The organism is Citrobacter sp. KH_055_1 (genome assembly GCF_057838705.1).
The window spans coordinates 1304057-1325395 of the sequence record NZ_CM174473.1; the positions used below are offsets into that span (position 1 = coordinate 1304057).

The following is a 21339-nucleotide window of genomic DNA, read 5'->3' on the forward strand; positions in this document are numbered from 1 at the left end:
CGCCGACCAGGCGGTCGGCGTTAAGGTTCCCTGGTGTTGGCTAAAGCCTTAGAAACCGAGTGATTGCGCGTTGTCTTTGGTGACTTCGAGGATCTTGTTAAAACGGATCACTTTCTTCTCCATGTCGATATCGGCTTTCCCTAAACCATCAATACTCAGAGAGTCATTGACCTCTTTGCCTTGCAGCAGTTGGTCAGCAACCGTCACCAGTGCGTAGCCCGCATCTTTCGGGTCCCACAACAGTGCTTTTTTGATATCTCCACGCATCAGGTAAGGTGCGGCCTGGGCTGGCATGGCGATACCGACGACGGCAATTTTATCCTTGGCGCGTTTTTTCTGTACGGCCTGGCCTGCCCCAATCGGACCCAGTGAACCGAAGCCGATAATCCCTTTCATTTGCGGATAGGTTTTCATCAGATCCAGCGTCGTGGAATAGGACTTATCAATACTTTCCGCTACCGGCAGACGCGAGGTCACTTCGAACATCTCCGGGTATTTTTCTTTCTGATACTTAATCGCGTAGTCGGCCCATGCGTTATGCAACGGCACGGTCAGCGAACCGACATAGATGGCATAACCCCCTTTGCCGCCCATACTTTTCGCCAGCTCATCAACGTTGGCCTGCGCATATTTTTCACTGTCGATGGTTTCGATATCCCACTGGCCGATTTGCTCGTCCGGGGATTCGTGCGTCAGGACCACAATGCCTTTCTCGCGCGCTTTTTTCAGTACCGGCTCTAGGACCTTGGCATCGTTTGGCACTACGATTATCGCATTCACGTTTTTGGCGATCAGATCTTCAATCACTTTCACCTGCTGAGCCGGGTCTGGCGTAGACGGACCGGTCTGGTAAGCGTTCACATCCAGTTTTTTTGCTGCTTCGTTAACGCCGGTCTCCATACGGTTAAACCAGGGAATACCAGTGACTTTGGCAACCACAGCAATTTCATATTTTTCCGCCGCAAAGGACGTGCCGGACAACATGCATGCAGAAACCAGGGTTGCACTGAGTAATGCGAGTTTGAATTTCATAGTTGTACCTTTAGTAGGGGGCAGGGCATGTCACGGCGTGAGGTTAACAACGAAGGGAAGAGGGGATGAATCATAAATCCTATGAATGTGATCTATGCCCATTTTTGTAAAATACAGGATCTATTTGAGTTAATTTTTAGTTAAATATGAAGGCTTTCGCGTGTGTGAAGTCAAATTTATTGTTATCAAACAATTAAAGCGAAACCAAATATTAACATTTTGTTATCATTTGCATTAAGGGGATACGGTAAATCCTCTTTTTTTCCGTTGCCGGTGATGAACAAATTTTCGAAATTGAGAACTGAATCGATACCGGAAAAGGAGGCTCAATATTTTATCGTTCAATGCTATCCTCAGCGTATTCTCGCCAACGACGTCCTTTTGATGGTGGGCTGGATTTATTGTGGAGAAATCATGCCGCGTGTTAAACACATCATTGTCACGTTGTTTCTGGTCGTCCTGTCTTTTGGCGCGGGCGCGCATCCTCACAGTTTTATTCATCTGAAAACCGAACTGGTGAGTGAAAATAACCAGTTTGTGGCGTTGAAAATGCGCTGGACGATGGATGAAATCACCTCCGCTGACCTGCTGTACGATGCGGGCAATGCCAAACCGGGGGATGAGATCTGGAAAAAACTGGCTGCGGAAGTGATGGCCAATGTCCTCGGACAGCACTATTTCACCGAAGTGTGGCACAACGGGCAAAAGGTAAAATTTAAAAATCGCCCGACGGAATATGGCATGGAGCGCGAGGAACATCAGGCGGTGCTGACGTTTGTACTGCCGTTGGCCCAACCACAGCCGCTTGCCGGACAGACTTATAGTATTTCCACGTTTGATCCCACCTACTACGTGGATATGAGTTACGACCAGGACCGCGATGCCACGCTGGCGCCGGGCTTCAGCAAGCAATGCCGGATTAGCGTGCATACCCCGACGCCTAATGAACAAATGCTGAGCTTTGCGCAGTCGCTGGATAAAGAAGACGCGCCGCCGGAGGATATGGAGTTGGGTAAACAATTTGCGCAGACGGTAACGCTACAATGTCAGTAGTTTATCAACAACGCGTAGCCAGACGCCGCTGGCTAATGCTATGGCCACTGGCGCTCTTTTTACTGCTGGCGATCGGTGGCGCGCTGTGGATCTGGCAGGCCTGGCCGCAGGTAATGGTGCAAAGTATTCTCTGGCAACGGGACGTTAACCAGCAGATGAGCGGCTTGCTGAAAGCGGTGGCTTCCAATCCCACCCGTGCGGGCGGATCGCTGCTGCTGTTTAGCTTTATTTATGGGGTATTGCACGCGCTGGGTCCGGGGCACGGAAAAATCGTCATCACCACCTGGCTGGCGACGCATCCCTCGAAGCTGAGGTCGAGCATCGGGCTGACGCTGGCCTCGTCCTTATTACAGGGGTTGGTGGCGATCGGTCTGGTCGTTGTGGTGCTCACGGTACTGCAACTGCCCGCCCGGCAACTGCATATGAGCAGTTTCTGGCTGGAGAAAGCCAGCTATGCGCTGGTCGGCGTGTTGGGGGTTTTACTGTGTTGGCGGGCGTTAAAAAAAATACGCGCGCTGCTGCGTTGCCCGACATTTACCGCTTTCACGCCGCATCATGTGCATGATGAACGCTGTGGTTGCGGGCATCAACATGTGCCCAACCCGGAACAGCTGCAAAGCGGCGATGACTGGCGCGCCCGGCTGATAATCATTCTCTCGATGGGAATGCGCCCTTGTTCCGGCGCCATAATGGTGCTGCTGTTTAGTAAAGTGGTGGGCGTCTTTGGCTGGGGCATGGCGTCGGCGCTGGCGATGGCAGCGGGAACCTCTCTGACCATTACTTCTCTGGCATTACTGGTACACAGTTTTCGGACGATGGCGCTGAAACTCAGCGGCAATAAAGCGCCGGTATTGTGGCGACAGATGGCCTGGACCACGCTGGCACTGGCCGGTGGTGCGATTTTAGTGGTTGCTGCGGTGGTGATGTGGGTGAGTGCGGTGCCGGTGGGAAAGGGATTACGACCGTTTTAGGTTAATAAGCGGTATGAGTATGAAATGTAGGCCGGACAAGACGCGTCAGCGTCGCATCCGGCACCACAACTGATTAACGCTTCAGCGCGTCGCTCAGTTCGTCACGCATGTTCGCCAGCATGGCTTTCACTACGCGCGGGTTACCTGCAACGATGTTTCCGGTTGACATGTAGTTATGACCGCCGGTGAAGTCGCATACCAGTGCGCCTGCTTCACGTGCAATCAGTTCACCTGCGGCAAAATCCCACGGCTTCAGGCCGATTTCGAAGTAACCATCAACGCGTGCGGCGGCAACATAGGCCAGATCCAGCGCAGCAGAACCGGTGCGGCGGAAGTCAGCGCATTCGGTGTACATTTTGCCGAGGATCTTCATATAAGAAGGGGCGTGCTGTTTGGCTTTGAACGGGAACCCGGTGGCGATGATGGTGCCATCCAGATCGCGAGCGGTGCTGCCACGCAGACGGTAGCCGTTCAGCTGTGCGCCCTGACCGCGCGTTGCGGTGAACAGTTCGTTACGCATTGGATCGTAAACAACGGCGACTTCAGTACGGCCTTTAATGCGTACTGCGATGGATACCGCGAAGTGCGGCAGACGTTTTACGAAGTTGGTGGTGCCATCCAGTGGATCGATAACCCATTGAACATCCAGATCTTCACCAATATGTTCACCGCTTTCTTCGGTGATGATGGTGTGCTGAGGGTAAGATTTGCGGATTGTTTCGATAATAATCGCTTCTGCGGCTTTATCGACGTTAGTCACGAAATCATTGCTGCCTTTCTGGCTGGTTTCTACAGAGTCTGGTGTTTCGTAGTGTTTGGCAATTACATTACCCGCCTTGCGCGCTGCGCGCACGGCGATGGTCAGCATCGGATGCATCGGTCTCTCTCACTGGATGTTAAAGAACGGGAAAACGGCGCAGAGTATAGCAGCGAGTTCGGTATATGTCTTCGTTTTATGATAATATGGCCGAATAATCTTTAGCCGAAGAAAGACAATGCTGCAAAATATTCGAATTGTGCTGGTGGAGACCTCTCACACCGGCAATATGGGCTCCGTTGCCCGCGCAATGAAAACCATGGGTTTAACCAATCTGTGGCTGGTGAATCCGCTGGTCAAACCTGACTCCCAGGCCATCGCCCTAGCGGCCGGTGCCAGCGACGTGATCGGTAATGCGCAAATCGTCGATACCCTCGATGAAGCGCTGGCTGGCTGTAGTCTGGTGGTCGGAACCAGCGCGCGCTCCCGTACCTTGCCGTGGCCGATGCTCGACCCGCGCGAATGCGGTTTAAAAAGCGTCGCCGAAGCGGCGAACACCCCGGTTGCGCTGGTGTTTGGTCGTGAACGTGTAGGTCTGACCAACGACGAACTGCAAAAATGCCATTATCACGTCGCGATTGCCGCGAACCCGGAATACAGTTCGCTGAACCTGGCGATGGCGGTTCAGGTCATTTCTTATGAAGTGCGAATGGCCTGGCTGGCAACGCAGGAAAGCGGTAAGACGACAGAATACGAAGAAACCGAGTATCCGCTGGTCGATGATTTAGAGCGTTTTTACGGTCATCTGGAACAGACGCTACTGTCGACGGGCTTTATCCGCGAGAACCATCCGGGGCAGGTGATGAACAAACTGCGTCGTCTGTTCACGCGTGCGCGTCCTGAGAGCCAGGAGCTGAATATTCTGCGCGGAATGCTTGCTTCTATAGAGCAGCAGAATAAAGGAAAGTAGGCGCCTTGATGCCGGATGGCTGCACGATTTGTAGGCCGGATAAGCGAAGTGCTATCCGGCAAATGAAAACGGCACTGAAGGTTAAATACCTGACTAATTTAGTCAAGTAAATAGTTGACTGATTTAGTCGGGAATGTCAGACTTGCCCCTGCTATGCAATACCCCCATTTTACAATAAAAAACCCCGGGCAGGGGCGAGTTTGAGGCTAAGTAAGACATGAGACTGACATCAAAAGGGCGTTATGCCGTGACCGCAATGTTGGACGTTGCGCTCAACTCCGAAACGGGCCCGGTACCGTTGGCTGATATTTCTGAACGTCAGGGCATTTCCCTGTCGTACCTGGAGCAGCTGTTCTCCCGTTTGCGTAAAAACGGTCTGGTTTCAAGCGTACGTGGACCAGGCGGCGGGTATCTGCTGGGTAAAGATGCAGGCAGCATCGCAGTAGGTGAAGTCATTAGCGCTGTTGACGAGTCGGTAGATGCCACCCGTTGTCAGGGCAAAGGTGGTTGTCAGGGCGGCGATAAGTGCCTGACCCATGCGCTGTGGCGCGATTTGAGCGACCGTCTGACGGGTTTTCTCAACAACATTACGTTGGGTGAACTGGTGAATAACCAGGAAGTCCTGGATGTGTCTGGTCGCCAGCACACGCATGACGCTCCACGCAGCACCCGCACGCAAGACGCGATCGACGTTAAGTTACGCGCATAATAAAAGTATTTTAGAATCAGGCCGGGGTGTTGGACACCCCGTTAACTCGGCCGTACATCCAGCCGGTTGCCTGGTTCCTTGCATTGAAGCGATGTACGGAGTTTATAGAGCAATGAAATTACCGATCTATCTCGACTACTCCGCAACCACGCCGGTGGACCCGCGTGTTGCCGAGAAAATGATGCAGTGTCTGACCCTGGACGGAAACTTTGGTAATCCAGCGTCCCGTTCTCACCGTTTTGGCTGGCATGCTGAAGAGGCGGTAGATATCGCCCGTAATCAGATTGCTGACCTGGTGGGTGCCGATCCGCGTGAAATCGTCTTTACTTCCGGCGCGACCGAATCCGACAACCTAGCGATTAAAGGTGCGGCCAACTTTTATCAGAAAAAAGGCAAGCACATCATCACCAGCAAAACGGAACACAAAGCCGTGCTGGACACCTGTCGTCAGCTGGAGCGCGAAGGGTTTGAAGTCACCTACCTCGCCCCGCAGCGTAACGGCATTATTGACCTGAAAGAACTCGAAGCGGCGATGCGTGATGACACCATCCTCGTTTCTATTATGCACGTGAACAACGAAATTGGCGTGGTGCAGGATATCGCGGCTATCGGCGAAATGTGCCGTGCGCGTGGCATCATCTATCACGTTGATGCGACCCAGAGCGTGGGCAAACTGCCTATCGACCTGAGCCAGCTGAAAGTTGACCTGATGTCCTTCTCCGGTCACAAAATCTACGGTCCGAAAGGTATCGGCGCACTGTATGTTCGTCGTAAACCGCGTATCCGCATCGAAGCACAGATGCACGGCGGTGGTCACGAGCGCGGTATGCGTTCTGGTACGCTGCCTGTCCACCAGATCGTGGGTATGGGTGAAGCTTACCGTATCGCGAAAGAAGAGATGGAAACCGAGATGGCGCGCCTGCGCAGTCTGCGTAACCGTCTGTGGAACGGCGTGAAAGACATGGAAGAGGTCTACCTGAACGGTGATCTTGAGCATGGCGCACCGAACATCCTTAACGTCAGCTTTAACTACGTTGAAGGCGAGTCGCTGATCATGGCGCTGAAAGATCTGGCCGTTTCTTCCGGTTCTGCCTGTACGTCTGCAAGCCTGGAACCTTCCTACGTGCTGCGCGCGTTGGGTATGACTGACGAGCTGGCACACAGCTCAATCCGTTTCTCTTTAGGTCGTTTCACTACCGAAGAAGAGATTGACTACACCATCGATCTGGTTCGCAAGTCTATCGGCCGTCTGCGTGAACTTTCCCCGCTGTGGGACATGTTCAAACAGGGCGTAGACATCAACAGCATCGAATGGTCACATCATTAATCGGTACCGATAAGGAGAATTCATCATGGCTTACAGCGAAAAAGTAATCGATCATTATGAGAATCCACGTAACGTGGGTTCTTTTGACAACAGCGACGAGAACGTGGGCAGCGGTATGGTGGGTGCACCGGCCTGTGGCGACGTGATGAAGTTGCAGATCAAAGTCAACAATGAAGGTATCATTGAAGACGCGCGTTTTAAGACTTATGGCTGCGGTTCCGCCATTGCCTCCAGCTCCCTGGTTACCGAATGGGTGAAAGGGAAATCGCTGGACGAAGCACAGGCGATTAAAAACACCGATATCGCAGACGAGCTTGAACTGCCACCGGTGAAAATTCACTGTTCTATTCTGGCTGAAGACGCGATTAAAGCCGCGATTGCGGATTACAAAAGCAAACGTGAAGCAAAATAATTAAGAGTTGAGGTTTTATTATGTCGATTACCTTAAGCGACAGTGCAGCAGCGCGAGTAAATACCTTCCTGGCAAACCGTGGTAAAGGGTTTGGCCTGCGCCTGGGTGTGAGAACCTCCGGCTGCTCAGGTATGGCCTATGTACTGGAATTTGTTGACGAGCCGGCGGCTGAAGATACCGTGTTTGAAGACAAAGGCGTTAAAGTCGTGATCGACGGTAAAAGCCTGCAATTTCTGGACGGTACGCAGTTAGACTTCGTCAAAGAAGGTCTGAACGAAGGGTTTAAGTTCACTAACCCTAACGTGAAAGACGAGTGTGGATGCGGCGAAAGCTTCCACGTGTAACGTGCGTCACCCGAAAACCCCACCGTAGCCTTGCTGCTACGTGTGGGGTTTGTTCTAACAGGCTACCCCTGAGAATGTTATGGACTACTTCACCCTCTTTGGCTTACCGGCCCGCTATCAGCTCGATACTCAGGCGCTGAGCCTCCGTTTTCAGGATCTACAACGTCAGTATCATCCTGATAAATTTGCCAGCGGTTCTCAGGCGGAACAACTTGCTGCAGTTTCGCAGTCCGCCACGATCAACCAGGCCTGGCAAACGCTGCGTCATCCCTTGATGCGCGCTGAATACTTACTGTCTTTACACGGCTTTGATATCAGAAACGAGCAGCACACGGTGCGCGATACCGCGTTCCTGATGGAGCAACTCGAGCTGCGCGAAGAGCTGGACGAGATTGAACAGGCTAAAGACAGTGAACGTCTGGATGCGTTGATGAAACGCATCAACGAGATGTACCAGGTTCGCCATCAGTTGATGGTCGAACAGCTGGACAGCGAAGCGTGGGACGTGGCGGCTGAGACCGTGCGTAAACTGCGTTTTCTCGATAAACTGCGAAGCAGTGCAGAACAACTCGAAGAAAAACTGCTCGATTTTTAATTTCGGAAGCGAAAATGGCCTTATTACAAATTAGTGAGCCTGGTCTGAGTGCCGCACCGCACCAGCGTCGTCTGGCGGTAGGCATTGACTTAGGCACCACCAACTCTCTGGTCGCGACCGTACGCAGCGGCCAGGCCGAAACGCTGGCTGACCACGAAGGTCGCCACCTGTTGCCGTCAGTGGTTCACTATCAGCAGCAGGGCTACGCTGTCGGCTACGATGCCCGTGCCAACGCTGCGCTGGACACTGCAAACACCGTCAGTTCGGTAAAACGTATGATGGGGCGCTCGCTCGCGGATATCCAGGCGCGTTATCCGCATCTGCCGTATACGTTCCAGGCAAGCGAAAACGGCCTGCCGATGATCGAAACCGCAGCGGGTTTGCTCAATCCGGTACGCGTGTCCGCCGATATTCTCAAAGCACTGGCCGCACGGGCGACCGAAGCGCTGTCCGGTGAACTGGACGGTGTGGTGATCACTGTTCCCGCCTATTTTGATGACGCGCAGCGTCAGGGTACCAAAGACGCTGCGCGTCTGGCGGGCCTGCACGTGCTGCGTCTGCTGAACGAACCGACCGCTGCCGCGATTGCCTATGGCCTGGATTCGGGTCAGGAAGGCGTGATTGCGGTCTATGACCTCGGCGGCGGCACGTTTGATATTTCTATTCTGCGCCTGAGCCGTGGTGTGTTTGAAGTGCTGGCGACGGGCGGCGATTCCGCGCTCGGTGGTGATGATTTCGACCATCTGCTGGCTGATTATATTCGCGAGCAGGCGGGCGTGGCCGATCGCAGCGATAACCGCGTACAGCGCGAGCTGCTCGATGCCGCGATTGCCGCAAAAATTGCACTTAGCGATGCTGAATCCGTCACGGTTAACGTGGCCGGGTGGCAGGGTGAAGTTACCCGCGAAACCTTTAACGAACTGATTTCCGCCCTGGTTAAGCGCACGCTGCTGGCCTGCCGTCGTGCACTGAAAGATGCCGGCGTTGAGGCGCAGGACGTTCTGGAAGTCGTGATGGTCGGTGGTTCAACACGCGTACCGCTGGTGCGTGAACGCGTGGGTGAGTTTTTTGGTCGCACGCCGCTGACCTCTATCGACCCGGACAAAGTGGTGGCTATCGGTGCGGCTATCCAGGCGGATATTCTTGTCGGCAACAAGCCTGACAGTGAAATGCTGCTGCTGGACGTCATCCCGCTGTCCCTGGGGCTGGAAACCATGGGCGGTCTGGTGGAGAAAGTGATCCCGCGTAACACCACCATTCCGGTGGCCCGCGCGCAGGACTTCACCACCTTCAAAGATGGCCAAACGGCGATGTCGATTCATGTGATGCAGGGCGAGCGTGAACTGGTGCAGGATTGCCGTTCTCTGGCGCGTTTTGCACTGCGCGGCATTCCGGCGCTACCGGCGGGTGGGGCGCATATTCGCGTGACCTTCCAGGTTGATGCCGATGGACTGCTGAGCGTCACGGCCATGGAGAAATCCACCGGCGTGGAATCTTCTATCCAGGTCAAACCGTCCTACGGTCTGACGGACAACGAAATCGCTTCCATGATCCAGGATTCGATGAGCTTTGCCGAGCAGGATGTAAAAGCCCGCATGCTGGCAGAGCAGAAAGTCGAAGCTGCACGCGTACTGGAGAGTTTATCCGGTGCGTTGAACGCTGATGCCGCGCTGTTAAGCGCCGCAGAACGTCAGGCCATCGACGCCGCCGCCGCGCATTTGAGCGAGGTTGCACAGGGTGACGATGTTGACGCTATCGAACAAGCCATTAAAAACGTAGACAAACAAACCCAGGAATTCGCCGCTCGCCGCATGGACAAGTCCGTCCGTAGCGCGCTGAAAGGCCATTCCGTGGACGAGGTTTAATATGCCAAAGATTGTTATTTTGCCTCATCAGGATCTCTGTCCCGATGGCGCAGTTCTGGAAGCTGAGACCGGTGAGACCATTCTCGACGTTGCCCTGCGTAACGGCATCGAGATTGAACACGCCTGTGAAAAATCCTGTGCCTGCACCACCTGTCACTGCATCGTGCGTGAAGGCTTCGATTCCCTGCCGGAAAGCACGGAAGAAGAAGATGACATGCTGGACAAAGCCTGGGGACTGGAGCCGGAGAGCCGTTTAAGCTGCCAGGCTCGCGTCACCGAAGACGATTTAGTGGTCGAAATCCCACGTTACACAATCAATCATGCGCGTGAGCATTAACAGAGGGTAGTATGGGACTGAAGTGGACCGACAGCCGTGAAATCGGCGAGGCGCTGTACGACGCGTTCCCCGATCTCGATCCCAAGACCGTTCGTTTCACCGATCTGCATCAATGGATCTGTGACCTGGAAGAGTTCGATGATGATCCGCAAGCATCGAACGAAAAAATCCTTGAGGCCATTTTGCTGGTCTGGCTGGACGAAGCTGAATAAGTCAACGGGCTGCCCACGGGTGGCCCGTTTTCCTGTATGCGCGAAAATAAGGATAAATAAAATGACAGAAGCCATGAAAATTACGCTTTCCACGCAGCCTGCTGACGCGCGCTGGGGTGAAAAAGCGACTTACAGCATTAACAGTGACGGCATTACCCTACACCTTAATGGAAAAGACGATCTGGGCCTTATCCAGCGCGCCGCGCGGAAAATCGACGGTCTGGGTATCAAACATATTCAGCTGGAAGGCGAAGGCTGGGACACCGAGCGCAGCTGGGCATTCTGGCAGGGCTACAAAGGACCTAAAGGCAGCCGTAAAGTTGAGTGGGCCCCGCTCGACGACGCGCAGCAGAAGGAACTGGATAGCCGCCTGAAAATCATTGACTGGGTACGTGACACCATCAATGCCCCGGCGGAAGAACTCGGCCCGGAACAGCTGGCGCAGCGCGCGGTTGATCTGCTGTGCAGCGTGGCGTGCGATAACGTCTCTTACCGCATCACCAAAGGCGAAGATCTGCGCGAGCAGAATTACATGGGTCTGCACACGGTAGGTCGTGGATCTGAACGTCCACCGGTACTGCTGGCGCTGGACTATAACCCAACCGGTGATAAAACCGCTCCGGTTTACGCCTGCCTGGTCGGCAAAGGGATCACCTTTGACTCCGGCGGTTACAGCATCAAGCAAAGCGCGTTTATGGACTCAATGAAGTCCGATATGGGCGGCGCGGCCACGGTAACGGGCGCACTGGCGTTTGCCATCACTCGCGGTCTGAACAAACGTGTGAAGCTGTATCTGTGCTGTGCGGATAACCTGATCAGCGGCAATGCCTTCAAGCTCGGCGATATCATTCGCTATCGCAACGGCAAAAATGTTGAAGTGATGAACACCGACGCCGAAGGCCGTTTGGTGCTGGCAGATGGCCTGATTGACGCCAGTGCGCAGAAACCGGAATTGATCATCGATGCCGCGACGTTGACCGGTGCGGCGAAAACAGCTCTGGGTAACGATTACCATGCGCTGTTTAGCTTTGATGACCAGCTGGCAGCTCGTCTGATGGCAAGCGCGGCGCAGGAGAATGAACCGTTCTGGCGCCTGCCGTTGGCGGAATTCCACCGTAACCAGTTGCCGTCCAACTTTGCCGAGCTGAACAACACCGGCAGCGCGGCCTATCCTGCGGGCGCAAGCACCGCGGCGGGCTTCCTGTCGCATTTCGTGGAAAACTATCAGCAAGGCTGGCTGCATATCGACTGCTCTGCAACCTATCGCAAGGCACCGGTTGAGCAGTGGGCCGCGGGCGCGACCGGTCTGGGTGTGCGCACAATCGCGAATCTGCTGACTGCCTGAAAGGTGTTTTTGTAGGCCGGGTAAGCGAAGCGCCACCCGGCATTTTGCCTGATGCGACGCGGTGCGTCTTATCAGGCCTACAACCCATATGTACAAAATTTGTGATCTTATGTCCGAAATAAAAAATGAATTAGAAACGTTGCTGGAAAAAGCAGCGACGGAGCCTGCGCATCGTCCGGCCTTTTTCCGCACGTTGCTGGAATCCACCGTCTGGGTTCCGGGTACGGCCGCAGAAGGCGAGGCGATAGCTGAAGACAGCGCACTGGATCTGCAGCACTGGGAAAAAGAAGACGGCACCACCGTGATCCCGTTTTTCACCTCCCTAGAAGCCCTGCAGCAGGCCGTTGAAGACGAACAGGCGTTTGTTGTGATGCCAGTACGCACGCTGTTTGAAATGACGCTGGGTGCGACGCTGTTTCTCAACGCCAAACTGCCGACCGGCAAAGAATTTATGCCGCGTGAAATCAGCCTGCTGCTCGGTGAAGAAGGCAATCCGTTGAGTACCCAGGAAGTGCTGGAAGGCGGCGAGTCGCTGATCCTCTCCGAGGTCGCGGAACCTCCGGCGCAGATGATCGACTCGCTAACGACGCTGTTTAAAACCATTAAGCCGGTAAAACGGGCGTTTATCTGCTCGATTAAAGATAGCCCGGATGCCCAGCCTAATCTGCTGATTGGCATTGAAGCCGAGGGCGATATTGAAGAGATTATTCATGCCACGGGCAGCGTAGCGACCGATACGTTACCGGGTGATGAGCCGATTGATATCTGCCAGGTGGTGAAAGGTGAGAAAGGGGTCAGCCACTTTATTACCGAACACATCGCGCCGTTCTACGAGCGCCGCTGGGGCGGTTTCCTGCGCGATTTTAAACAGAACCGGATCATCTAAAAGATCTTGCCGAATGGCCACGCATACGTCTTATCCAGCCTACGATTTACACTATTTTGTAGGCCGGATGCGCGACGCGCCATCCGGCATTTCCAGCTTTATAATATCGGTTCTACCGGTAAATCATTGCGTGCACCCCATTCGCTCCATGCCCCGTCATACAGGGCCACGTTAGGGACACCCAGCGTGGTAAGCGCCAGTACCACCACGGCGGCGGTTACGCCGGAGCCGCAACTGGCGATAATCGGTCTGTCAAAGCTCACGCCGTGGCTAAAGAAGATAGCGTCCAGTTCCTCGGTGGTTTTTAACTCGCCGTCGCGAACCAGTTCAGTCCACGGTACGTTTAGCGCACCGGGAACATGACCGCGCCTCAGGCCAGGACGTGGCTCATCAACTTCCGCATTGAAACGCGCAGCCGGACGCGCATCAACAATCTGTGCGGTTTTTTCATGGCTGGCCAGCAGGACATCGGTCACTCGCACCACGGCTTCCGGCGTAAACGTCGCGTCAAACTCGCCTTCTGACAAATCAACGTTCCCTGCCTGCAGCGGGAATTCATCACGCTGCCAGCTTGCGAAACCGCCCGCCAGAATGGAGACATTTTCCACACCAAACGTGCGCAGCATCCACCAGGCGCGCGGGGCAGAAAACAAATTGCCGTCATCGTAAATGACCAGGTGTTTATCCTGATGTACGCCCAGTTCGCGCATGGCTACGGCGAACGCCTCCGGGCGTGGCATCATATGCGGTAACGCTGAGGTATGGTCGGAGAGCGCTTCGATATCAAAAAAGACCGCGCCAGGGATATGGCCAGCGCGATACTCCTCGCCAACATCACGATCTTCCTGCCCTGGAGGCGCCATCCGGGCATCAAGAATCTGTATTTCCGGATCGTCAATGTGTTCGACAAGCCAGTCGGCAGCGACAAAGAAGGCGGTGGTCATAGGCATCTCCATTTTTACCAGGTTTCGGCAAATTGTCGGCTGTTTACCGTCAGGGGACAAGTAAAAGAGGCTGATTTGTCAGGGTGGATCGACATTATTCGCGAAAATTCAGATAACGTTGATTGGTTACAGACTTCCACATCCTGAAATCTCACGCATAATAGGGGTTCTACGTAGCTAACGGGCCGCTCAGGCCAGGGATGAAAAATGAAACATTTACGCGTAGCGGCCTGTATGCTGATGCTTGCGCTGGCGGGGTGCGATAATAATGATAAGCCGTCGACGGACGCGAAAAATGATACGCCTGCCCCACAGACCTCGTCGGTAAAAGATCCGGCGCAATTACACAAGCTGACACAGCAAAGTCAGGGTAAACCGTTGACGCTACTGGACGCCTCCGAAGTCCAGTTAGACGGCGCGGCGACGCTGGTGCTGACGTTCTCCATCCCCCTCGATCCTGAGCAAGATTTTTCTCGCGTACTGCACGTTGTCGATAAAAAAAGCGGCAAAGTGGACGGGGCCTGGGAATTGGCGCCCAACCTGAAAGAGCTACGCTTACGTCATCTGGAGCCCAACCGCGAACTGGTGGTGACTATTGAGCGCGATTTACTGGCGCTGAATAAGGCGACGTTTGGCACTGAATATGAAAAAAACATCACCACTCGCGATGTCCAGCCGAGCGTCGGATTTGCCAGTCGTGGCTCGCTGTTGCCAGGCAAAGTGATCGAAGGCCTGCCGGTGATGGCGCTGAACGTCAACAGCGTGGATGTGAACTTCTTTCGCGTGAAGCCGGAGTCGCTTGGCGCGTTTATCAGCCAGTGGGAATACCGCAACTCATTGTCTAACTGGGAATCCGACAACCTGCTGAAAATGGCAGAGCTGGTTTATACCGGGCGCTTTGACCTTAATCCGGCACGCAATACCCGTGAGAAACTGCTGCTGCCGCTGGGCGAAATCAAGCCGTTGCAGCAGGCGGGGGTGTACGTTGCGGTGATGAACCAGGCCGGGCAATACAATTACAGCAATGCTGCCACGCTATTTACGCTCAGCGATATTGGCGTATCCGCACACCGTTACCACAATCAGCTGGATGTCTTTACCCAGAGCCTGGAAAACGGCGCTGCGCAGCAGGGTATAGATGTTACCTTGCTCAATGAGAAAGGGCAGACGCTGGCGCAGGCGACCAGCGATGCGCAGGGACACGTGAAGCTCGAGACGGATAAAGACGCCGCCATATTGCTGGCGCGTAAAGACGGGCAAACCACGCTGCTGGACCTGAAATTACCGGCGCTGGATCTGGCTGAATTTGATATCGCGGGGGCACCGGGATACAGCAAACAGTTCTTTATGTTCGGTCCGCGCGATCTCTATCGTCCCGGTGAAACGGTGATCCTCAACGGATTACTGCGCGACAGCGATGGCAAAACGTTGCCCGATCAGCCGGTGAAGCTGGAAGTCGTTAAGCCCGACGGGCAGGTATTACGCACGGTGGTCAGCCAGCCCGAAAACGGTCTGTACCGTCTGACCTGGCCGCTGGACAGCAGTGCGCCAACCGGTATGTGGCATATTCGCGCCAACACCGGCGATAACCGCTCACGGATGTGGGATTTCCATGTCGAAGATTTTATGCCCGAGCGGATGGCGCTCAACCTCACCGCCAATAAAATGCCGATTGCACCGGCTGACGATGTGAAGTTTTCGGTGGTGGGTTACTACCTGTACGGTGCGCCTGCGAATGGTAATGCCCTGCAAGGTCAGCTATTCCTGCGACCACAGCGTGAAGCGGTGTCTGCATTGCCGGGATTCCAGTTTGGCAATATTGCTGAAGAGAATCTCTCCCGCAGTCTGGATGAAGTTCAGCTGACGCTGGATGAAAACGGTCGTGGCGAAGTCACAACCAGCAGTCAGTGGCAGGAAGCTCACTCGCCGTTACAGGTCATTTTGCAGGCCAGCCTGCTGGAATCGGGTGGCCGTCCGGTGACCCGTCGGGTAGAACAGGCTATCTGGCCTGCAGATACCCTGCCGGGTATTCGCCCGCAATTCGCAGCCAAAGCCGTTTATGATTACCGCACCGATACCACGGTGAATCAGCCGATCGTTGATGAAGACAGCAACGCCGCGTTTGATATTGTTTATGCCGATGCAAAAGGCGAGAAAAAAGCGGTTTCCGGCTTGCAGGTGCGGTTGATCCGCGAACGTCGGGATTACTATTGGAACTGGTCTGAAGGAGAGGGCTGGCAGTCGCAGTTCGATCAAAAGGATCTGGTCGAAGGCGAGCAAACGCTGGATCTTACCGCTGATGAAACCGGTAAGATCAGCTTCCCGGTGGAGTGGGGCGCTTACCGTCTGGAAGTGAAAGCACCCAACGATACGGTGAGCAGCGTGCGCTTCTGGGCCGGATACAGCTGGCAGGATAACAGCGACGGCAGCGGGGCGGTGCGCCCGGATCGTGTCACTCTGAAGCTGGATAAACCCAATTATCGTCCTGGCGACACCATGAAGTTGCACATTGCCGCGCCTGCTGCCGGTAAAGGCTATGCAATGGTGGAATCCAGCGAAGGCCCGCTGTGGTGGCAAGAGATCGATGTCCCTGCAAATGGTCTGGATCTCTCTATTCCGGTCGACAAAACCTGGAACCGCCATGACCTCTATCTTAGCGCGTTGGTGATCCGCCCTGGCGACAAATCCCGCTCGGCTACGCCAAAACGCGCGGTCGGGTTACTGCATTTGCCGCTGGGCGATGAAAATCGTCGCCTGGATTTGACGCTGGAAAATCCGGCTAAAATGCGCCCGAATCAACCGTTGACCGTTAACGTGAAAGCCAGTGTCAAAAATGGTGACGTGCCTAAACAGGTTAACGTCCTGGTCTCCGCTGTAGACAGCGGGGTGTTGAATATCACCGATTACGCTACCCCGGATCCGTGGCAGGCATTTTTTGGCCAGAAACGCTATGGCGCGGATATTTATGATATTTACGGCCAGGTAATCGAAGGGCAAGGGCGTTTGGCGGCACTGCGTTTCGGTGGCGATGGTGATGAGCTAAAACGCGGCGGCAAACCGCCGGTTAATCACGTCAATATCGTGGCGCAACAGGCGCTGCCGGTCACGCTCAACGAGAAAGGTGAGGGCACGGTAACGTTGCCGATTGGCGATTTTAACGGTGAACTGCGGGTGATGGCGCAGGCCTGGACCGCAGATGACTTTGGCAGTAGCGAGAGTAAAGTGATCGTCGCTGCACCGGTGATCGCGGAACTGAATATGCCACGCTTTATGGCCGGCGGTGATACCTCGCGCCTGACGCTGGACGTCACCAATCTGACAGATAGGCCGCAGACGCTGAATATTCAGCTTACCGCCAGCGGCTTAGTGTCACTGATGGGCCAAAACCCTGCCCCGGTGGATCTGGCACCTGGCGTGCGTACCACGTTGTTTATTCCGGTACGGGCACTGGAGGGATTCGGCGATGGTGAGATTCAGGCCGTTATTAGTGGTTTGACGCTGCCAGGTGAAACGCTCCCCGTTCAACATAAACAGTGGAAGATTGGCGTGCGTCCGGCGTTCCCGGCGCAAACTCTCAATAGCGGCGTGGCGCTGCAAGCCGGTGAAACCTGGCAGTTACCGGACGGGGAATTGACCAACTTCTCCCCGGCAACGGTGCAGGGGCAACTGCTGTTCAGCGGCAAGCCGCCGCTGAATCTGGCGCGCTATGTTCGCGAATTGAAAGCCTATCCTTACGGCTGCCTGGAGCAGACTGCCAGCGGATTATTCCCGTCGTTGTATACCAACGCCGCACAGTTGAAGGCGTTGGGTATAGCGGGTGATAGCGATGAAAAACGCCGCACGGCGGTTGAAATAGGTATTTCCCGGTTACTGCAAATGCAGCGTGACGATGGGGGATTTGCGCTGTGGGATAAGAACGGGCCGGAAGAGTACTGGCTGAGTGCCTATGTCATGGACTTCCTCGTCCGGGCAAATGAACAGGGCTACAGCGTCCCGAGCGAGGTGATCAACCGGGGCAATGCGCGTCTGCTGCGTTATTTACAGGATCCGGGCATGATGTCGATTCGCTACACCGACGACACCGCAGCCAGCCGGTTTGCCGTACAGGCCTATGCCGCGCTAGTACTGGCCCGTCAGCAGAAAGCGCCGCTGGGCGCATTGCGTGAGATCTGGGAACGTCGAGCTCAGGCCGCCTCTGGCCTGCCGCTGCTGCAATTGGGCATTGCGCTGAAAAACATGGGCGATGCGAATCGCAGTGAACAGGCGCTGACGTTGGCACTCAATACGCCGCGCCGAGATACGCAGCAGTGGATGGCGGATTACGGCAGTCAGCTACGCGACAACGCGCTGATGCTGGCCTTGCTGGAAGAGAATAAACTGAAACCCGACGTGCAAAATACTTTGCTGAATACGCTGTCGGAGCAGGCTTTCGGTCAGCGCTGGCTCTCCACGCAGGAGAATAATGCGCTGTTCCTTGCTGCCCGTACGCTGCAGGATCTGCCGGGCACGTGGCAGGCGCAGACCTCTCTCTCTGAACAACCGCTGGCGGGTGATAAATCGCAAACCCGAAATCTGGATGCGGAACAATTAGCGACGCTGGCGGTGACCAACACGGGTAATCTGCCGCTGTGGCTGCGTCTGGACGTCAGCGGCTATCCGCAAAGCTCACCGCAGCCTGCTAGCAATGTACTGCTCATTGAACGTCAGGTGCTGGGCACCGATGGGCAGAGTAAATCGCTCTCGTCTCTGCGCAGCGGCGAGCTGGTGCTGGTCTGGTTGACGGTTAGAGCCAGCCAGAATGTTCCGGATGCGCTGGTGGTCGATCTTCTGCCTGCTGGTCTGGAACTGGAAAACCAGAATCTGGCCAACGGTAGCGCCAGCCTGCAGGATAGCGGCAGCGAAGTGGCGAATTTGCTTAATCAAATGCAGCAAGCGGATATCCAGCACGTTGAATTCCGCGACGATCGCTTTGTCGCGGCGGTGGCAGTCAACGAAGGGCAACCGGTCACGCTGGTGTATCTGGCGCGCGCGGTCACACCGGGGACGTATCAGGTACCTGTACCCCAGGTGGAATCGATGTATGTTCCGCAGTGGCGTGCCACCGGCACGGCTGAGGGCCCGCTGATTGTCAGACCGTAAATGATGCATCGGTGGGTTAAACGCAGCGGCTGGCTGGTAGCCGCTGCGTTGCTGACAGGGGCAGCGGTGTGGACGGCGGATAAAATCTGGCCGTTGCCGCTGCATGAGGTTAATCCTGCGCGAGTGGTGGTGGCTCAGGACGGGACGCCGCTGTGGCGCTTTGCCGACGCGGACGGTATCTGGCGTTATCCGGTCACTCTTGAAGAGGTCTCGCCCCGTTATCTTGAGGCGCTCATTAACTACGAAGATCGCTGGTTCTGGAAACATCCCGGCGTCAATCCGTTTTCTGTGCTTCGCGCCGCCTGGCAGGATCTCACCTCCGGGCGCGTGGTCTCCGGTGGCAGTACGCTCACCATGCAGGTGGCGAGGCTGCTCGACCCACATCCGCGCACTTTTGGCGGGAAGTTTCGCCAACTCTGGCGTGCATTCCAATTGGAATGGCATCTCTCCAAACGCGATATCCTGACGCTGTATCTTAACCGCGCGCCGTTTGGTGGGACGCTGCAAGGCGTTGGTGCCGCAAGCTGGGCGTATCTGGGTAAATCACCGGCACAACTCAGCTACTCCGATGCCGCGTTGCTGGCTGTACTGCCGCAGGCGCCGAGCCGTCTGCGTCCGGACCGTTGGCCGGATCGGGCGCAAGCCGCGCGCAATAAAGTGCTCGATCGCATGGCGACGCAGGGCGTCTGGTCGGCAAAACAGGCGCAGGAATCACGCGAAGAACCGGTCTGGCTGGCACCGAGGCAGATGCCGCAATTGGCGCCGTTATTCTCACGCATGATGCTGAACAAAAGCAGCAGCAACAAAATTGTCACCACGCTGGACGCCGGGCTGCAACGTCAACTGGAGGAGATGGCGCAAAACTGGAAGGGGCGGCTTCCGGCGCGCAGTTCGCTGGCGATGATTGTGGTCGACCATACCGATATGCGCGTACGTGGCTGGGTGGGCTCGGTGGATATGAATGATGACACCCGCTTTGGGCATGTGGATATGGTGAGCGCGATCCGCTCGCCGGGATCGGTGCTGAAGCCCTTTGTCTATGGACTCGCGTTGGAGGACGGACTGGTTCACCCGGCCTCATTATTGCAGGACGTACCGCGGCGTACCGGGGATTATCGTCCGGGGAATTTTGACAGCGGTTTTCATGGCCCGGTAAGCATGAGCGAGGCGCTGGTGCGCTCGCTGAATCTGCCGGCAGTCCAGGTACTGGAAGCCTACGGCCCGAAACGTTTTGCCGCCAGGCTGCGTAACGTGGGGTTACCGTTGTATTTACCGGCAGGGGCTGCGCCAAATCTGTCACTGATCCTCGGGGGCGCGGGAGCCAGGCTTGAGGATATGGTCGCGGCGTACAGCGCCTTTGCCCGTCAGGGAAAAGCAGGAAAGCTCCGTCTGCAGCCGGAAGACCCGCTGCTGGAACGCCCGCTGATGTCCGCTGGTGCGGCGTGGATTATCCGGCGGATTATGGCGGACGACGCGCAGCCCCTGCCGGATAACGCCCTGAGTCGTGTGGTACCGCTGGCGTGGAAAACGGGCACCAGCTACGGCTATCGCGATGCGTGGGCGATTGGTGTTAACTCACGTTACGTGATTGGCATCTGGACCGGCAGACCCGACGGCACGCCGGTGGTGGGGCAATTTGGTTTTGCCAGCGCCGTGCCTTTGCTGAATCAGGTTAACAACCTGCTGCTGGCTCGTGGAACAAACCAGCCTGAAGACCCGCGACCAGAGTCGGTCAGCCGGGGCGTGGTGTGCTGGCCGGGTGGGCAATTTTTGCCCAACGGGGACGGTAACTGTCGTCGCCGTTTAGCCACCTGGCTACTGGACGGTAGCCAGCCGCCTACGCTGTTATTACCCGAGCAGGAAGGGGTTAACGGTATTCGTTTTCCCGTCTGGTTAGATGCGTCAGAAAAACGCGTGGCGCCAGACTGCCCGCAAGCGCGGGAACAGACGTTAATTGTCTGGCCGTTGCCGCTGGAGCCCTGGCTGCCGCCATCCGAGCGGCGAGCCGCTCGGCTACCGCCAGTTTCCGCAACCTGCCCGCCGTTGGGGCAGGACGCTTCTTTACCGCTGCAGTTGACAGGCGTTCGCGATGGCGCGATTGTGAAACGCTTACCCGGTTCACCAGCGGTCTCCGTGCCGCTACAAACCAGCGGTGGGACAGGTGAACGCTGGTGGTTTCTTAACGGTGAGCGGCTGGAAGAACGTGGGCGGAGTCTGACCCTGCGGTTAACGGTCGCAGGAGAGTACCAGCTGTTGGTTATGGATGACGGCGGGCAGGTTGCCACGGTGAGATTTGCTTTGCAGTAGACCAGCTTGATGTTATTTGTTGCTGAAATTCATCTTATTTTAAAGAAATGTTACCTTCATCAATAGTCAATTGCCGGGATGCTCTTTATAATCCGCGCCAGGTAAACCACAACAAAACATTTTTTTCAGAGGTA

Annotated in this window: 18 protein-coding genes; 15 read left to right on the forward strand and 3 right to left on the reverse strand. The window is 55.5% G+C overall.

Annotation, left to right across the window (positions count from 1 at the left end):
- Positions 1-48 precede the first annotated feature (48 nt).
- The gene (locus tag AC3ITF_RS06090; RefSeq protein ID WP_135911600.1) at positions 49-1032 is read right to left on the reverse strand and encodes an autoinducer 2 ABC transporter substrate-binding protein; all 984 of its coding nucleotides are present in this window, start codon (positions 1030-1032) and stop codon (positions 49-51) included.
- A 414-nt stretch (positions 1033-1446) separates the two neighbouring features.
- On the opposite strand from AC3ITF_RS06090, the gene AC3ITF_RS06095 reads away from it, so the two are divergent.
- On the forward strand, positions 1447-2085 hold the full coding sequence (locus AC3ITF_RS06095; RefSeq protein ID WP_489176229.1) for a DUF1007 family protein: 639 nt from the start codon (positions 1447-1449) through the stop codon (positions 2083-2085).
- Positions 2076-3056: a nickel/cobalt transporter gene (locus AC3ITF_RS06100; protein WP_489176230.1), complete on the forward strand. Its 981-nt coding sequence runs from the start codon at positions 2076-2078 to the stop codon at positions 3054-3056. The genes AC3ITF_RS06095 and AC3ITF_RS06100 overlap by 10 nt, the downstream gene beginning before the upstream one ends.
- Before the next feature lie 73 nt (positions 3057-3129).
- On the opposite strand, the gene suhB is transcribed toward AC3ITF_RS06100, so the two are convergent.
- Positions 3130-3933 carry an inositol-1-monophosphatase gene (gene suhB, locus AC3ITF_RS06105; protein WP_096756163.1) on the reverse strand — a complete coding sequence of 268 codons (804 nt, stop codon included), beginning with the start codon at positions 3931-3933 and terminating at the stop codon, positions 3130-3132.
- A gap of 118 nt (positions 3934-4051) precedes the next feature.
- Between suhB and trmJ the strand changes: the two genes are divergently transcribed.
- From trmJ to sseB, 11 genes are all read left to right on the forward strand, one after another.
- Positions 4052-4783, forward strand: a complete 732-nt coding sequence (trmJ, locus tag AC3ITF_RS06110; protein WP_096756164.1) for a tRNA (cytosine(32)/uridine(32)-2'-O)-methyltransferase TrmJ — start codon at positions 4052-4054, stop codon at positions 4781-4783.
- A gap of 217 nt (positions 4784-5000) precedes the next feature.
- The gene (gene iscR, locus AC3ITF_RS06115; protein WP_005120405.1) at positions 5001-5492 is read left to right on the forward strand and encodes a Fe-S cluster assembly transcriptional regulator IscR; all 492 of its coding nucleotides are present in this window, start codon (positions 5001-5003) and stop codon (positions 5490-5492) included.
- 112 nt (positions 5493-5604) lie between these two features.
- A complete protein-coding gene (gene iscS / locus AC3ITF_RS06120; RefSeq protein WP_096756165.1) occupies positions 5605-6819 on the forward strand; it encodes a cysteine desulfurase in 1215 nt (404 codons plus the stop codon).
- Positions 6820-6844: 25 nt separating this feature from the next.
- On the forward strand, positions 6845-7231 hold the full coding sequence (gene iscU, locus AC3ITF_RS06125) for a Fe-S cluster assembly scaffold IscU (protein WP_002913991.1): 387 nt from the start codon (positions 6845-6847) through the stop codon (positions 7229-7231).
- 20 nt (positions 7232-7251) lie between these two features.
- Positions 7252-7575, forward strand: coding sequence for an iron-sulfur cluster assembly protein IscA (gene iscA, locus AC3ITF_RS06130; RefSeq protein WP_003835203.1), 324 nt, complete (start codon positions 7252-7254; stop codon positions 7573-7575).
- 79 nt (positions 7576-7654) lie between these two features.
- Positions 7655-8170, forward strand: a complete 516-nt coding sequence (gene hscB, locus AC3ITF_RS06135) for a co-chaperone HscB (protein WP_137361844.1) — start codon at positions 7655-7657, stop codon at positions 8168-8170.
- Between the two features lie 14 nt (positions 8171-8184).
- Complete coding sequence (gene hscA, locus AC3ITF_RS06140; protein WP_096756167.1) at positions 8185-10035, forward strand: Fe-S protein assembly chaperone HscA; 1851 nt, start codon at positions 8185-8187, stop codon at positions 10033-10035.
- A 1-nt stretch (position 10036) separates the two neighbouring features.
- Positions 10037-10372: an ISC system 2Fe-2S type ferredoxin gene (fdx, locus tag AC3ITF_RS06145; protein ID WP_003037690.1), complete on the forward strand. Its 336-nt coding sequence runs from the start codon at positions 10037-10039 to the stop codon at positions 10370-10372.
- A gap of 11 nt (positions 10373-10383) precedes the next feature.
- A complete protein-coding gene (gene iscX / locus AC3ITF_RS06150; RefSeq protein WP_003037694.1) occupies positions 10384-10584 on the forward strand; it encodes a Fe-S cluster assembly protein IscX in 201 nt (66 codons plus the stop codon).
- A 61-nt stretch (positions 10585-10645) separates the two neighbouring features.
- Positions 10646-11929: an aminopeptidase PepB gene (pepB, locus tag AC3ITF_RS06155; RefSeq protein ID WP_181506708.1), complete on the forward strand. Its 1284-nt coding sequence runs from the start codon at positions 10646-10648 to the stop codon at positions 11927-11929.
- 109 nt (positions 11930-12038) lie between these two features.
- Positions 12039-12815, forward strand: coding sequence for an enhanced serine sensitivity protein SseB (gene sseB, locus AC3ITF_RS06160; RefSeq protein WP_115259912.1), 777 nt, complete (start codon positions 12039-12041; stop codon positions 12813-12815).
- A gap of 98 nt (positions 12816-12913) precedes the next feature.
- On the opposite strand, the gene sseA is transcribed toward sseB, so the two are convergent.
- The gene (gene sseA, locus AC3ITF_RS06165; protein WP_096756169.1) at positions 12914-13759 is read right to left on the reverse strand and encodes a 3-mercaptopyruvate sulfurtransferase; all 846 of its coding nucleotides are present in this window, start codon (positions 13757-13759) and stop codon (positions 12914-12916) included.
- A gap of 207 nt (positions 13760-13966) precedes the next feature.
- Here sseA and AC3ITF_RS06170 point away from each other — a divergent pair, with 207 nt between their 5' ends.
- Positions 13967-18898, forward strand: coding sequence for an alpha-2-macroglobulin family protein (locus AC3ITF_RS06170; protein WP_411509687.1), 4932 nt, complete (start codon positions 13967-13969; stop codon positions 18896-18898).
- Positions 18899-21205 (forward strand): peptidoglycan glycosyltransferase PbpC, encoded by a 2307-nt coding sequence (gene pbpC, locus AC3ITF_RS06175; protein ID WP_430748957.1) that lies wholly within the window; start codon positions 18899-18901, stop codon positions 21203-21205.
- The last annotated feature ends 134 nt before the right edge of the window (positions 21206-21339 follow it).

Coding starts and splice junctions, on each gene's coding strand:
- pepB (WP_181506708.1), top strand. CDS start 10,646: ATGACAGAAGCCATGAAAATTACGCTTTCCACGCAGCCTGCTGACGCG.
- iscX (WP_003037694.1), top strand. CDS start 10,384: ATGGGACTGAAGTGGACCGACAGCCGTGAAATCGGCGAGGCGCTGTAC.
- iscA (WP_003835203.1), top strand. CDS start 7,252: ATGTCGATTACCTTAAGCGACAGTGCAGCAGCGCGAGTAAATACCTTC.
- suhB (WP_096756163.1), bottom strand. CDS start 3,933: ATGCATCCGATGCTGACCATCGCCGTGCGCGCAGCGCGCAAGGCGGGT.
- AC3ITF_RS06100 (WP_489176230.1), top strand. CDS start 2,076: ATGTCAGTAGTTTATCAACAACGCGTAGCCAGACGCCGCTGGCTAATG.
- AC3ITF_RS06170 (WP_411509687.1), top strand. CDS start 13,967: ATGAAACATTTACGCGTAGCGGCCTGTATGCTGATGCTTGCGCTGGCG.
- iscU (WP_002913991.1), top strand. CDS start 6,845: ATGGCTTACAGCGAAAAAGTAATCGATCATTATGAGAATCCACGTAAC.
- AC3ITF_RS06095 (WP_489176229.1), top strand. CDS start 1,447: ATGCCGCGTGTTAAACACATCATTGTCACGTTGTTTCTGGTCGTCCTG.
- hscA (WP_096756167.1), top strand. CDS start 8,185: ATGGCCTTATTACAAATTAGTGAGCCTGGTCTGAGTGCCGCACCGCAC.
- hscB (WP_137361844.1), top strand. CDS start 7,655: ATGGACTACTTCACCCTCTTTGGCTTACCGGCCCGCTATCAGCTCGAT.
- sseB (WP_115259912.1), top strand. CDS start 12,039: ATGTCCGAAATAAAAAATGAATTAGAAACGTTGCTGGAAAAAGCAGCG.
- sseA (WP_096756169.1), bottom strand. CDS start 13,759: ATGACCACCGCCTTCTTTGTCGCTGCCGACTGGCTTGTCGAACACATT.
- pbpC (WP_430748957.1), top strand. CDS start 18,899: ATGATGCATCGGTGGGTTAAACGCAGCGGCTGGCTGGTAGCCGCTGCG.
- fdx (WP_003037690.1), top strand. CDS start 10,037: ATGCCAAAGATTGTTATTTTGCCTCATCAGGATCTCTGTCCCGATGGC.
- iscS (WP_096756165.1), top strand. CDS start 5,605: ATGAAATTACCGATCTATCTCGACTACTCCGCAACCACGCCGGTGGAC.
- AC3ITF_RS06090 (WP_135911600.1), bottom strand. CDS start 1,032: ATGAAATTCAAACTCGCATTACTCAGTGCAACCCTGGTTTCTGCATGC.
- iscR (WP_005120405.1), top strand. CDS start 5,001: ATGAGACTGACATCAAAAGGGCGTTATGCCGTGACCGCAATGTTGGAC.
- trmJ (WP_096756164.1), top strand. CDS start 4,052: ATGCTGCAAAATATTCGAATTGTGCTGGTGGAGACCTCTCACACCGGC.